11 protein-coding genes, 1 pseudogene and 1 riboswitch are annotated in these 14,241 nt (G+C 53.1%); of the genes and pseudogenes, 6 read left to right on the top strand and 6 right to left on the bottom strand.

Going from position 1 to position 14,241, the window contains the following annotated elements; translation table 11 throughout:
• Positions 1-46 precede the first annotated feature (46 nt).
• Positions 47-141, bottom strand: a riboswitch (guanidine-I (ykkC/yxkD leader).
• A gap of 203 nt (positions 142-344) precedes the next feature.
• Positions 345-1,280, bottom strand: a complete 936-nt coding sequence (locus DT73_RS14910; RefSeq protein WP_036110871.1) for a LysR family transcriptional regulator — start codon at positions 1,278-1,280, stop codon at positions 345-347.
• Between the two features lie 169 nt (positions 1,281-1,449).
• Here DT73_RS14910 and DT73_RS14905 point away from each other — a divergent pair, with 169 nt between their 5' ends.
• A complete protein-coding gene (locus DT73_RS14905; protein ID WP_036110487.1) occupies positions 1,450-2,874 on the top strand; it encodes a M20 family metallopeptidase in 1,425 nt (474 codons plus the stop codon).
• Positions 2,871-4,145 (top strand): MFS transporter, encoded by a 1,275-nt coding sequence (locus DT73_RS14900; protein WP_036110485.1) that lies wholly within the window; start codon positions 2,871-2,873, stop codon positions 4,143-4,145. The genes DT73_RS14905 and DT73_RS14900 overlap by 4 nt, the downstream gene beginning before the upstream one ends.
• A 76-nt stretch (positions 4,146-4,221) precedes the next feature.
• On the opposite strand, the gene DT73_RS14895 is transcribed toward DT73_RS14900, so the two are convergent.
• From DT73_RS14895 to DT73_RS14885, 3 genes and pseudogenes are all read right to left on the bottom strand, one after another.
• Positions 4,222-4,641, bottom strand: a complete 420-nt coding sequence (locus DT73_RS14895; protein WP_036110482.1) for a type II toxin-antitoxin system HigA family antitoxin — start codon at positions 4,639-4,641, stop codon at positions 4,222-4,224.
• Positions 4,638-4,886 (bottom strand): annotated as a pseudogene (locus tag DT73_RS14890) (type II toxin-antitoxin system HigB family toxin); the annotation flags it as partial. The gene DT73_RS14895 and the pseudogene DT73_RS14890, both read right to left, overlap by 4 nt.
• Before the next feature lie 87 nt (positions 4,887-4,973).
• Positions 4,974-6,416, bottom strand: a complete 1,443-nt coding sequence (locus tag DT73_RS14885) for an MFS transporter (RefSeq protein ID WP_036110864.1) — start codon at positions 6,414-6,416, stop codon at positions 4,974-4,976.
• A gap of 107 nt (positions 6,417-6,523) precedes the next feature.
• Between DT73_RS14885 and DT73_RS14880 the strand changes: the two genes are divergently transcribed.
• The 4 genes from DT73_RS14880 (at position 6,524) to DT73_RS14865 (ending at position 11,976) form a co-directional block, all read left to right on the top strand.
• Positions 6,524-7,378, top strand: a complete 855-nt coding sequence (locus DT73_RS14880) for a helix-turn-helix transcriptional regulator (RefSeq protein WP_036110479.1) — start codon at positions 6,524-6,526, stop codon at positions 7,376-7,378.
• A gap of 224 nt (positions 7,379-7,602) precedes the next feature.
• Positions 7,603-9,735 (top strand): TonB-dependent siderophore receptor, encoded by a 2,133-nt coding sequence (locus DT73_RS14875; RefSeq protein WP_036110458.1) that lies wholly within the window; start codon positions 7,603-7,605, stop codon positions 9,733-9,735.
• A gap of 8 nt (positions 9,736-9,743) precedes the next feature.
• Positions 9,744-10,760, top strand: a complete 1,017-nt coding sequence (locus tag DT73_RS14870) for an ABC transporter substrate-binding protein (RefSeq protein ID WP_036110456.1) — start codon at positions 9,744-9,746, stop codon at positions 10,758-10,760.
• A gap of 133 nt (positions 10,761-10,893) precedes the next feature.
• The gene (locus DT73_RS14865; protein ID WP_036110453.1) at positions 10,894-11,976 is read left to right on the top strand and encodes an MBL fold metallo-hydrolase; all 1,083 of its coding nucleotides are present in this window, start codon (positions 10,894-10,896) and stop codon (positions 11,974-11,976) included.
• 17 nt (positions 11,977-11,993) lie between these two features.
• On the opposite strand, the gene DT73_RS14860 is transcribed toward DT73_RS14865, so the two are convergent.
• A complete protein-coding gene (locus tag DT73_RS14860; protein WP_200874791.1) occupies positions 11,994-13,076 on the bottom strand; it encodes a GGDEF domain-containing protein in 1,083 nt (360 codons plus the stop codon).
• 362 nt (positions 13,077-13,438) lie between these two features.
• A complete protein-coding gene (locus DT73_RS14855) occupies positions 13,439-14,224 on the bottom strand; it encodes an SDR family oxidoreductase (RefSeq protein ID WP_036110445.1) in 786 nt (261 codons plus the stop codon).
• Positions 14,225-14,241: the final 17 nt, after the last annotated feature.

Raw genomic sequence — 14,241 nt, 5'->3', positions numbered from 1 at the left:
CGTTGGAGTAAATAAAAGCAGGAGGGCGGCGCGTAATGGTCGCTTATCCTCCCGGGCTTTTATCCCGCCGTGTAACCGCCAGAGGGCGGTCGATCACTCTCGGACCTGCGTCAAAAGACCGGAACCCTAGTGATCCATTTCCAGATTGTCTGGCGACACCGGTTACCCGCTTGTCACCCCTGCCTGCTTAGCAAGGCAAGAATGGTGCCAGTCTGGCTGATATTTTTAAAAACCTTTAAAAACAGATGGATAACGCTCGCCTTTGAGCATTATTTCCCCTGTATTCTGTGAGTGATTTTGGTGCAATGCCCGCAACGGGTGCACTGAGCTGGCGCAATTCTGAGTTATTTCGGGGCATGGCTTGCCGGAGGAAAATGGCTGTGATGTGCCTGAGTAAGTGTTGCCACCGTCTCTTCTAAAAACAGATTCAGGGCGGCTGAGCGGTTCTGGCTTGCCGGGGTTTGTAACTGCAGGGTGCGCTGGCTTAATGTGGGGCTGTCGATGGGTTTTAACACCATTCCATCTTGTTCTGCACGCCACAACACACTGAAATGGCTGCATACCGTTACTGCACCGGGTAACTGGCGTGTCGCACCATAAAGTGTCGCGAAATTATTGCAGCTCAGTGCCGGTTCCAGAAATGTTCCGGCCAGGCGGCAGGAAAGGTCAAACAGTTGGCGAATGGTCGTGCCGGGTTCTGGCAATGCTACGGGGTAATCCTGTAAGTCACTGATGGCAATTTTGTCCTGCTGCGCCAGGGGGTGACCCGGGTGTAACAGCAACAATACCGGTGCCGGCCAGGTCGTCACAATATCCACATCACGTTCTGGCGCCAGGCTGAACTGGCAGGCCGCATCACAGGTGCCTTTACGCACCCATTCGGCAACAGCCTGCGCTGTGCCCACCTGTAAATCAAAACTCACACTGGGGTAGTGGCGGCGAAAACGGGCTATCAACCCGGGAAATAAATCAAACGCCATGCCATCGGTACAGGCCAGGCGGACCAGCGCCTTGCGCACGGCTTTCAGGCCCTGAATTTCTGCCACCGCGTTATCCATATCGCGCAGGCTTTTGCGTACATGGTTCGCCAGTATTTGCCCGGCATCCGTCAGGACCATTCCCCGCGCATGGCGCTGAAACAGTGTGACGCCCATACGGCTTTCCAGCTTGTGGATCTGGCGGCTGATTGCCGAGCTCGCCACATACAGTTGCTGGCTGGCCTGGCTCAATGAACCCGTGGTGGCAACAGCCAAAAAGTAGCGTAACTCATTATTTAACATCGTGGTTCCTGCCAGTGCGCCAAAAGTGTGCATATTAGCGTTATAAAAAAGGCAATGCATAATTGCAATTATTATTATTGTGGCAATGCTCTGGTCTGGTTTAGAACGAAAAGACAACAACAACAGCCTGCGCAAATGCAGTGGGCTGATACCGGACAGGGTACACAACATGAAAACACAACAGGTGGTTAACCAGGCACTGGACTGGTTCGACAGCGGGCATTTCAAAGCACTGCTGGCAGAGCGTGTGGCAATTGCTAGTGAGAGCCAGCGAACAGACCGCGATGAGCAACTGCGCCGTTATTATGATGACGCTTTTATTCCTGCTTTCACGCAGATGGGCTTCACTACAGAAATCATCCCTAACCCGGTTAACCCGGCCCGGCCATTTTTACTGGCGGTACGCGAGGAAGACCCGTCACTCCCCAGCGTAATGTGTTACGGCCATGGTGATGTGGTTTTTGGTGATGATGCCCGGTGGAGTGAAGGGTTGTCGCCCTGGCAGTTAGTCGAAAAAGACGGTAAATGGTACGGGCGCGGGAGTGCAGATAACAAAGGCCAGCACAGCGTTAACCTGGCTGCACTGGAACAGGTGTGGCGTGCCCGTGAAGGGCGACTTGGTTTTAACTGCGTGTGGTTGTGTGAAATGGGGGAAGAGATTAGCTCCCCGGGGCTGGCGCAAGTGTGCAGTCAGTTGAAAGACCGCATTAACGCCGACTTGTTTATCGCGTCCGATGGCCCTCGCCTTAACGCAGAACGGCCGACACTTTTTTTAGGGTCCCGCGGGTGTATCAACTTTCGTCTGAGTATTAACGCCCGTGCGAAAGACTACCATTCTGGCAACTGGGGTGGGCTGCTCAGCAACCCGGGCACCCAACTGGCTAATGCTATTTCCTGCCTGGTGAACGGCCAGGGGGCGATTCAGGTTGCAGGCCTGAAACCACCCGCTTTAACGGATTCGCTCAAAGCTATTCTTGCGGATGTCACTCCTGCCGGTAACCCGGGCGACCCGCAGACCGACGCTAACTGGGGCGAACCCGGTTTAAGCGCGGCAGAAAAACTGTTCGGCTGGAATACTCTTGAAGTGCTGGCTTTTCTGACCGGGAACCCGGCACAACCCATGAACGCGATTCCCGGCCAGGCCACTGCAGTTTGCCAGTTACGCTTTGTGGTGGGAACGGACTGGGAAAATCTGGCCTCCCATGTGCGTGCTTACCTGGACGCCTGCGGTTTTTCCATGGTGGAAATCAGTGAGGTGCGGGGAACCCCGGCAACCCGCTTCGACCCCTGTGACCCTCTGGTGAACTGGGCGCTGAGTGCGATGGAACACACCACGGGGAAAAAACCGGCGTTATTGCCCAACCTGGGCGGATCCCTGCCAAACGATGTGTTCGCCGGGATCCTCGGGTTGCCCACCTTGTGGGTTCCTCACTCTTACCCGGCTTGTGGGCAGCATGCGCCAGACGAACATTTGCCGGTTTCTGTCGCCCGTGAAGGCCTGGCGATTATGACGCATCTGTTCTGGGAGCTGGGCGAAAACGGCAATGCTCTGCTTGATGCTCACCGCCAGTACCAGGCCGGAGGTGCGCGATGACCAGTATTGCCCGTGAGAACGGCACTATTAGCGTGCGCCCCAGCCTGTACAAAACCTTATTTGCCACCTGTATTGGTAATGCGCTGGAGTGGTTTGATATTGCGGTATACGGCTTTTTTGCCAGTTATATTGCTCATGCTTTTTTCCCGGTAACCGACCCGTCAGTGTCATTGTTACTGACATTTGGCAGCTTTGGTGTGGCGTTCTTAATCCGCCCATTAGGGGCCATTGTGCTGGGTGCGTATGCAGACAAACATGGCCGCAAAGCCTCGCTTTTGTTGTCCATCAACCTGATGATGCTGGGCGGGGCGATAATTACTTTTATGCCCGGCTACCAGACCATTGGCCTGGCAGCACCTCTGCTGATTTTGGTCGCCCGGCTGATTCAGGGCTTTTCTGCCGGTGGTGAATTCGGCAGTTCTACGGCATTTCTGGTTGAGCACTTCCCGGAGCGCAAAGCGTTTATTGCCAGCTGGCAGTTTGCCACCCAGGGCGCAAGCACGTTACTGGCCTCGGCATTTGGTTTGGGGCTGGCTCAGTGCCTGTCCACGGACCAGCTTATGGCGTGGGGCTGGCGTATTCCTTTCGCATTTGGGTTAATCATTGGCCCGATTGGGTTATACATTCGCCGCCATGTGCATGAACCGCAACGTTATGCCCAGGCGGAGAAAAGCGCACACCCGGTGCGGGCGCTCTTTGGCAGGCAAAAACGCCTTATCGCAGTGGCTATTGGGCTGATGGTGGTCTCTACCGCCATTAACTACATGCTCAACTATGTGCCAACATGGGCAACCCGCACTTTGGGGCTGCCAGCGTCAACTGCGTATACCGCCACACTGGTCGCCGGGATTATCCTCACCGTAGTTACGCCGATTGCCGGGCTGGCAGCCGAGCGTTTTGGGCGTGTACGCCTGTTATGGAGTGCATTGGGGCTTCTGGGCTTCACCATTCTTCCGGCATTCTGGTTAATGAGCCGGGATGTCACTGCCTGGTCGTTGATATTATTAGTGGGCTGGATGGCACTGCTGAAATCGGTCTACTTCTCGACGATTCCCTCAATGATGGCGGATATTTTCCCCATCAGCACGCGGGCCAGCGGCATGGCGGTAAGCTATAACGTTGCCGTCACGGTCTTTGGTGGGTTTGCGCCGTTCATTTGTACGCTGCTGATTCGCACTACTGGGTCTCACTTTGCCCCTGGTTTTTACCTGATGGCAACAGTGTTCCTGAGTGTGCTGGCTCTGTGGCAGGCGCAGAAAAAACAACGCTGATAATAACAGGCAAGGCACCTGGTGTTTCCCGGTGCCTTGCCTGCCATTAAAGTGGTTGGCCTAATGTAAATGCGGTTTAAAGAAACCACTCAGGTTTTACGCCAAAGCGGGCGGATAACGCTTTAATGTGCGTAATGGTCAGAGAGCGCTGGCCGGATAAAATCTGGCTTACCAGCGATTTTGAACCGATCTCTTCTTTCAGGTCTGAATAGGTGAGTTTGTGCTGGTCAATAAGTGTTCGCAGCAGCGCTACGCCGACCGGCATCTCAGCCTGGGCTTTATTGAACCTGGCGAAACGGTCGCTGTTATCCTCATAGTCAGCTATTTTGCTCGCCAGGAAGTCAATAAGCGGGTTCTCATCATCGTTCTCGATCAAATAATCTACCAATGACAGTGCTTCCCGGTAATCGCTCTCTGAAGCGTTATTTCCCAGAAAAGGGACTGCGTCTACGAGTTGCCTGGTAGCTTCAATGGCTTTTGCGGCGTTGGTTATCATTCTTTGTTCTCCCTGTAATAGCGGGTCAACTTGTCGTATTCAGCGTGGGTTGTAATACGCTTGACGTAAAAGCGTTTATTCACAAAGTTAATGTAAGCGACAACCCGCAGGTTGTTGCCTCCCACGTCCAAAACCCACCATTTGTTCCGGTACTTAAAAGTGTCCAGGCCTGGAATCAGTGTTCTCATCTCAGCCGGAGAAGAGAAATCTATTTCACGCACTAAGCGGTACAGTGCCAGTATTGCCGGAATCTCTATTCACAGGCGCTGGATGCCCTGACCGGCTACGTGCGCACTGCGGCCAGAGCAGTACAACCCGGGTGATAACCCTGCTCAGGTGCGTGCCGGTGCTGCCCGCAACAGGCGAACCACACTTGCGGCATGCAACGCGAATTGCAGCAACATCATGAATCCCAGTACCAGCAGGCCAGCTTTCAGCGCACTTAACTGGTGAATATCATCACTGGCGAGGTGCTGAATATACATCGCTCCCGCCATTGCTGTACCCAGAGCAATAGCGGTTTGCTGCATGGTGGTCATCAGGGCACTTCCGGCACCAGCAAACTGGGCTGGCAAGTCGGTTAACCCAATACGCACCGAACAGTTAACGGAAAAGGCGTTGCCAATCCCCGTAATTCCCATTGGCGCAATCAGATCCCAGGGGGTTAGCGCCCCTTGCTGCGCTGTAATCAGATCAAATAACAACCAGTAACCGGACAGGTTAATCAGGCTGGCACACATGACCAGACCAGAGTAAGACAGCCGCCCAAACCATTTAGCCACCCGGTCGGCATACAACGAGGTAATGAAGTACGTAACACCCAGCGCAATAAACGCATTACCAGATTCAACAGATGACCACTGAAACCCCGACTGCAGTGTCAGGGCAACCACAAACATAAAACCACCATAAGACGCCACCTGGAGCACTAAACTGCTCACGCCAGCCAGATAAGTGCGGCGCTGCAATAGCGCTGGTGGAAGCAGCGGTGTTTTGCCGAGCCCTGCCAGTCTTTTTTCTACCCGTACCAGCCCGGGCAACAGTGCGATAACTGCTGCTGCACATAGCCAAACCGGCCAGCCCCATTGCCAGTCCGGGCCCCAGGATATGGCGGTTAAAATCAGCGTGATCACCAGCGCCAGGAGTGCGGTGCCGTACCAGTCAAATATGGTTTGCCCGTCTTGTTGGGTTTCTGGAATAAATTTGCGGGCGAAATAGAGAATCACCAGGCAGACAGGCAGATTAATATAGAACACGGCGCGCCATGACAGGCCAAATAAATCTGCCGACACCAGCCAGCCACCCAGCGCCTGGCCAATAACAAATGACAACCCGCCAACTGAGCCATAAATGCCAATTGCCTGCGAGTGGCGGGTACCGGAAAGTGAAACGTGAATAGTGGCGAGAATTTGTGGCATCAACAGTGCCGCAGCCACACCCTGAGCAATGCGGGCCACAATTAGCTGGTGAATGGTGGTTGCCAGCCCACAAAAAAACGATGCAATGGCAAACAGCGCAATGCCCAGCATAAAGAGCCGCCGCCGCCCGTAGCGGTCGCCCAGCCGCCCACTTAACGCCAGGCTTACAGCAAATGCCAGCCCATATAATGAAACAATTAAGCCTAACTGAGTTTTACTGGCATGCAGCGAAATACTCACTGATTCCAGCGCAACGTTAACAATTGAAAAATCCATTTGTGGCATCAATTGCCCCGCAACCAACAACAGCAGACCAGCCATGGTCAATGTGTGGCGCCCCGGGGACGTTTGGTTCATGAAGTGCTCCGAAAAGTAACAGGTCATGCTATATTAGCGCTTAACAAAAGGTGTACCAGAAACCACTAAGACGTGTACTGGCAGTATCTGTTACAGGAAAACCTGCAATGACAAACCCGGAACGGCTGGGCGAATTTCTCCGCCTGAAACGTAACACTATTGCCCCGGAAAGCGTGGGGTTAGGTAAAGCTTTGCGGTCTCGTACTCCCGGTTTGCGCCGGGAAGATGTGGCGGAGCTGGCCCAGATTAGCACTGTCTGGTATGCCAAGCTGGAACGAGGAAAAGCAGAGCGCGTTTCCCGCCAGGTATTGCTGGGTATTGCGCGCGCGATGCGGTGTGACGACAGCGAAACCCGCTATTTGCTGCAACTGGCCGGTTACCAGGATGGTGTGGGGCGTATTGAAACCTGCAACAAATTGTCTGTAGCCAGTATAAATTTGCTTGAAGCGCTCAACCCGGTTCCGGCACTGTTTTGTAATGACTTTTACGACATCCTGCAGGTTAACCAGGCTTTTGAATATATGGTGGGGTTCGATGTGAACGCGCTGCCTGTGCACCAGCGCAATACGTTCTGGCTGCTGGAGCACCACCCACAGTGGCAACACTGGCTGAATGTCAGCTCACCAGAAGAACTGACCAATTGTATGCTCAACGCTTCCGCGCGGGTGCGCGCAGCACTCGCCAGCAGAGTGAGTGAAGAAGAGTGGCAGCTTCGCCTGGATCAACTCATGGCCGCAGGGCCAATATTCCGTGAAGTGTGGGCCAACCACCGGGTTAAGGCAAAAGAACAGATTGTGCGCCACTACCGCCATTGCCGGGCAGGCCAGGTGCGGCTGGTGAAACAATCCTGGGCGAATGCCAGCGGGAATATTTCTGGTGATTTACAGGTCTTTCTGCCAGAAAACGATACGGATAAAGCCCGCCTGCAGGCTGCCATGACGCACCCACAGGTAGTTGTCTGAGCCTCTTTTGCTCCGGCGTTAATCCGCCGGAGCACTTCCATTTCTGTCTCTAACTTGTCTGACTTTCCCCCTCTCGCAGTTAAATAGCACAAATTGCCAGGCGATATATATTGATTTATATAGCGAATCTGCGAGCATATTTGTCATACAAAAATAAGCTGTTCCCTTCATTGCGGCGGAGCCCTTCTCCCGCCATCACTTTAATGACTTATTGAGACAGAATGATGCTATTGGATAACCAACGTGTGCCTTTCACACTGGGAGTTCTGACGTTTTCATCGTTTTTTTTCATTGTGCCAGGCAGCCATGCGGAAGATACCGTGGTGGTCACTGCCACACCAGCTCCCGCGAGCCTCGATGAATCCACTCCCGCAGCGCAAAAAAAAGTAACCGCCGGTAACCTGGGTAAACGCGAACTGATTGATGTTCCCTGGTCGGTACAAAGCATGTCCAGTGACCTGATGACGCACCAGCAACTGAGCAGTATAAAAGATGTGTACCGGTATATGCCTTCTGTACAGGGTGATGGCGCAAGGCCGCAAACCCGGGGCATGCAGGGCAGTGTGGTGCAAAACAACCTGATTGATGGCCTGAATGCGGTATCGACCACGGAATACCCCATTGAGCAATTCCAGCGCATTGAAGTGCTTAATGGGCTGGCAAGTGCATTATATGGCCCGGCTAACCCGGCAGGCATGTTTAACCTGGTGTCTAAACGCCCAACAGATACCCCATTACACCGTGTGACAGTCAGTGGTGGAACGGCCAGTGGCGTGAAAGGCGCACTGGATCTCAGTGGCCCACTGGACAGCGCAGACCGGGTGAAATACCGCCTCAATTTGATGAATGATGAAGGGCGTGGTTACACCGCCGGGAGCCGGGTTCGCCGCCAGTATGCCGGGTTAGGGCTGGATTTCCAGTTAACGGATAAAACAGTTCTGGAAACGAACTTCAGCTATTACCACTATTACGATAAAGGCCTGCCGGGTACCTTTGCTCTGGCACAGGGAACCCATTTCCCTTCGGCGATGAACCCCACAGACAGCAAATACGGCCAGTATTATGCCGGGCATGATGACCACACCACGACCGCCAGTATGCACCTGAAACATGACTTCGACGGTAACTGGTTGCTGGATGTCGGCGTGTTGCGCCAAATTGCCGACCGTGAGTCTACCGCTGTGACCAACACCTTCACCGATAATAAAGGCGACTACACCACCACCTCATCAAATACCACAGCCAGCCGTTTTACCATTAACAGTTACCTGGCAAACCTGAGTGGTAATGTACAAACCGGGTGGCTACAGCAGGACCTCACCTTTGGCGTGCGCGGTTTTGTCTGGAAAAATTACAACCCACGCCATGGCAGCAGGTTAACCCTGGGCAGTGCTTCGCTGGATAACCCACAGGCGTTCGATGAGCCGGATTACCCGGACTTCGAAAACCGTTACCATTCAGCCACCGCCACACAACATGCGTTTCTGATGAGTGACACGCTGCATTTTTCACCCCAGTGGAGTTTGTTGCTGTCTGGTAGTGAAAACCTGTTTACAGTCAGTAACTACAGCAAGACAGGGAGCCAGACCAGTAACAGCGATGACAGTGGTGCCAGTGGTTCCGCCAGCCTGATGTACAAGCCCGTCGACAACATTACGCTCTACACTACCTGGGCCGACAGCCTGCAACAGGGTGATACCGCACCGAGCGATGCCAATAATGCCGGGCAGATCCTTTCCCCTTACCGCAGCCACCAGATTGAGGCCGGTGTCAAATATGCGCCCGGCAAAGATATATTACTTTCTGCCGCGCTGTTTCAGGCAAAACGACCTTTTGCCTGGACTAACGACAGTGGTGATTATGTCGAAGATGGTAAACAGAAAAACCGTGGGTTAGAACTGATGGCCGATGGGCATGTCACGCAGAACCTGCGTTTATTTGGTGGCGCAACCTGGCTTGACCCGCGTTTGCACAATACCGCCAGTGAAAGTGCGCAAGGTAAGCAGGTCGTTGGCCTGGCCCGTTTTACCGCCAACTTACTGGCCGTTTATACCCTCCCGCAATTTCAAAATATCGATGTGGACGCCAATCTGCACTATGTTGGCCGCCGCCCTACAGACAACGCGAATGACTCCTGGGTTGGCAGTTACACCACCATGGATGTAGGCAGTAGTTACCGTACCCGCCTGTTTGGCACCAAAACTACTTTCCGGTTCGATATCACTAACCTGGCCAACCGCCATTACTGGACCAATATTGTGCCAGGTGGGCTAAACGGGTATTCCGGCGCTGGCTATGCCAGTGCGCAGTTGGGTGCTCCGCGTGAGGCCGAGCTTTCCATGCAAATTGATTTCTAGGAGATATGATGAAACAGCGGGTGGCAGCCTTTCTTTTGTGTCTCACCTGGCTTGCCGGGGCAGCCCACGCCAGCAGGCAGGTAGTGGATGACGCCGGTAATACCGTGACAGTACCGGATACCGTTACTCATATTGCGGATGGGTGGTTTGCCCATCACTCCATGCTGATGACGCTGGGGGTGGGAAATGACATCGTGGCAACGGTAAATCACCCCGACAGCCACCCGTGGATGTTTAAAATTGACCCGGCACTTAACCAGGCATTGCAGGTTCATGGCATTACCTTTAACAGTGAAAGCCTGGTGACACGCCATACAGATGTGCTGTTTGTGGCAAAAGGCAACCCGGATGTTGCCGGGTACCGCCAGGCGGGGATCCCTACCCTGGAAATGGCCTTCACCGATTACCCGTCGATGGCGCGTTCAATAACCACCACGGCTAATGTTATTGGTACGGCCACAGCACGAGCCCGGGCGCAGGCCTGGGTTGATTACCTGCACCAAACGGTTGCCAGCATTTCTGCCAAAACTGCCACACTGACTGATGCACAACGCCCGCGGGTTCTGCATATACAGTCCCTTAACCCACTCAAGGTGGATGGCAGCGGTACGTTGATTGATACCTGGATTCACCTCGCAGGAGGGAGAAATGCGGCGGCGGAAGTGAAGGGCAATATGAAAGAAGTCTCGCCGGAAATGGTGTTGTACTGGCAACCGGATGTCATCATTCTTGGCCAGGGGTGCGGTGATTTTGCCCATTCACGCTATGCCAGCCTGTTTGCCGGGTTAAATGCAGTGAAACAAGGGCGCGTGTGGCAAAACCCGGCGGGGGTTTTCCCCTGGGACCGTTACGGCACGGAAAGCGCACTGCAAATCCAGTGGGCTGCTCACAAGCTGCATCCTGAGTTATTTACTGCCACCAATATGGCTCAGATAACGCAGGATTTTTACCAGCGCTTCTTTGACTACACACTGACAACCGCGCAGGCACAACGCATTCTGCATGCACAACCGCCAGAGAAATAACACGCCAGTCCCGCACAGATTGTTACATCTTTTCAGGCTTGAAAGTGGTTACATTGCCACCAGTAAATGGAAAGGTGGCAGTGGCTGTCCGGGCTTCTGCCGCCTCTCTTTTCTCAGCTAAAGTGGGTGGCTTATGTATGTTTTGCTGGTGGTGGCAATCGTTGTATTTGGTGTGTTTGTCTGGCTAAAACAGCCCCAGTATGTTGCACCCGAGCGTGATGCCGGAAGCGAAAGCGTGCTGTACCGTGACGGCCAGTTCAGTAACCCTGTTGCGGCCGCGCCGGTTAATTCGGGTGGCTCCAGAGGTGTGCTGGCTATCTGGTACCGTTTTTTGTTTTACAAACCAAAAGACGCCATACCGCAGCAGGCATTGCCTTCGGTTAAAGTAGACCTGCATGCGCTGCCCATTACCGATAACGTGATTATCTGGATGGGGCATTCCAGCTATTTTTGCCAGGTGGACGGGCGGCGGTTTTTGGTTGACCCGGTGTTCAGTGATGAGGCATCTCCTGTGCCGGGAACCAACCGGGCCTTTAAAGGCAGCAATGTTTACCACGCCATTGATATCCCGGAGATTGATTACCTGCTTATCACTCATGATCACTGGGATCACCTGGATTACCCCACTGTTTCCCAACTGCGCGACAAAATTCGCCATGTAGTAACACCGACTGGCGTGGGATCTTATTTTAGAAAATGGGGTTTTCCTGAAAGCGTTATTACACAAGGGGAGTGGTTCAGCACCGTTGAACAGGGCGATTTAACACTGCATATTCTGCCCAGCCAACATTTTTCCGGGCGTTTATTTAAACGTAACCCAACCCTGTGGGGATCATTTGCCATTATTACGCCGCATCATCGCCTCTATTTTGGGGGCGACAGTGGTTATGGCCCGCATTTTCAGGAAATCAGCCAACGGGTGGGCGCGTTTGATATCAGCGTGCTGGAGTGTGGGCAATACGACGACGACTGGCCGCGTATTCATATGACACCGGAGCAAACGGCACGGGCAGCATCTGATTTGCACAGTACAGCGTTGCTGCCATCTCACAATAGTAAGTTTAAGCTGGCGCACCATGCCTGGTATGAACCACTGGAGCGTATTTCTGCCGCAAGCCGGCACCACAACTGGCAGCTAAAAACACCACGCATTGGTGAGCGCATAAACATTGATGACCCACAACAAGTGTTTACAGACTGGTGGCGTAACCAGTAAAACCCTGTTGGCCGGTGCTACGTAAGGGAAACAAGGCAGTCTCTGCCTTGTTTTTTTGCCTCATATAACGCACGGTCTGCGCGCTCCAGGATATCGCAAAAGGTTTCTGCCGGGCGAAACTGCGTAATGCCAAAACTGGCTGTGACGCTACCCGATGCTCCAAAGTTGCAGGCGTGGATCTTCGCCTGTAATTGCCGGGCCAGGTTACAGGCTTCGGCAAGGCGGGTGTGTGGCAGCAAAATAACAAACTCTTCGCCGCCCATGCGGCCCACGTTATCCTGCGGGCGTGTAACGTTGCGCAGCAGGCGGGCAAACTGAATCAACACCTCGTCGCCTGTGGCATGGCCGAAGGTATCGTTAACCTGTTTGAAGTGGTCAATATCCAGCATAATCAGAGATAACGGTGCCGGGCTGTCAAGGGCCTGTGCTTTTTCCTGTTCGAATAACGCTGCCATTTTTGCCCGGTTCCACAACCCTGTCAGGCTGTCGCGCGAGGCACTCCAGGCCAGGTCCATTTGCTGGAGGTACAGCGTTTTTTGCGCTTTCTCCATGACCATCCCGCCTAACAGCCCAAATAAGAAAGCGGATGTTATCCATAACAGGTGCAGGTCGATAAAAACAGCGTTAACACCGCGGTTTACTGTCATCAATAATGCCATCAACACATTGACTGATGCTGCACTGATTGCGTATTTAAGCGTCAGGCCGGAAACCGTAAAGGTCCAAAAAATACATAAATATATTTCTGGGGCAAAAAAAGCAAAATCGGGTTTGCCCAGATTCAGCCATAAATTAGTCGCCATGGCACAGACTGGCGCAATAGTCAGCAGCAGGCGCATCCAGGTATATAGCCTGGGGTAATAGCTCATTGCGCTGATTACCAGCAACGTGCCAGGTACAATGAAACCATGTACCAGCAAGCGTATTTCGCTGAAGTTTAGCGCCATGTTGTATTCAATTGATGCATAAAGGAAATACAGCATGGCAGTAAGAAATGCCATATAACGAATTTGTGGCACTTTGCTGCGTAAATGCCACTGCTGGAACCCTTGCTGCCAGGGTTCACGCAGAGCAATACTCTCAGGCGATACACTTAACAAGGTTGCAGGTATCCTCAGATTGATGAAAAAGAAGGAAAAAGCGTGGTTTTTCCTTCTTTTTAGTTAGCAGCCGAAAATCAATAAATTGATTTTCCAGGTTTTTTATTAGGCGACATTCTCTCGTTCTGTGTGACCATGAGGTTTGTCATCAGACCCAGGTATCCTGTTGGTATTCTGCTGTGTGTTTTTTATTCAGGCTAACAGTACAGAGTAAAAATACAATGAAAATATATCCGGGAATACCCTTTATTCACACAGGCGGTTATTGGCTGGCTGTGATGTTTGTCTGGGAAGTATTGCGGGAAAGTATCGAGGGAAAGTATTGTGGGCAGGAATCAGGCCTGCCCGCAATAAACTTAATATCAAATGGACGGAATCAGCCCGCCATCAACACGCATCACGGTGCCGGTAATATAACTGGCCTGCTGGCTTGCCAGGAAAGCCGCCGCCGCGCCATATTCTGTGGGTTTACCATAACGCCGTGCCGGAATACTCAGGCGGCTTTTCTCGGCAATTGCTTCCGGTGTGCTGTTTTCCCGGCCCGCTTTCGCAGCATCCAGTTGCGCGACCCGGTCAGTTGCGATACGCCCCGGAACCAGCACATTCACGGTAACGCCATCTGCCGCCACTTCACTGGCCAGTGTTTTGGACCAGCCCAGTAAGCTCATGCGCAGTGCATTGGAAAGTGCCAGACCCGGAATTGGCGTGATAACACCAGAAGACGTACTGGTAATAATCCGCCCCCAGCCCCGTGCGCGCATGGCGGGCAGCAGCTTATCTGTCAGTTGAATCAGTGAGCCAACCATTAATGAAAACTGCTTGTGCCAGGTTTCCTCTGCCACGCCCTGTGCCTGTGCAGGCGGCGGGCCACCCGAGTTGTTGACCAGGATGTCAATATCACCCCAGTGCTGGCGAATAGCATTGAGCGTGGTGTCGAATTGTTCTGGCGCGGCCAGGTCGAGTTGCCAGGCGCGTGCTTTGCCGCCTGCTTCTTCAATTAATGCTACGGTTTGCGCCAGTTTTTCCAGGTTACGCCCGGTAACAGCCACTTTTACCCCTTCTTGTGCCAGCGCCTGCGCCATTGCGCGCCCCAAACCACTTCCGGCGCCTGTTACCAGTGCGACACGGTTTTCTATCTGCAAATGCATTCACTTCTCCTGATTGT

This window comes from Mangrovibacter sp. MFB070, assembly GCF_000705335.1.
GTDB lineage: Bacteria > Pseudomonadota > Gammaproteobacteria > Enterobacterales > Enterobacteriaceae > Mangrovibacter > Mangrovibacter plantisponsor.
This window is presented reverse-complemented; position numbering and strand designations above follow the sequence as displayed.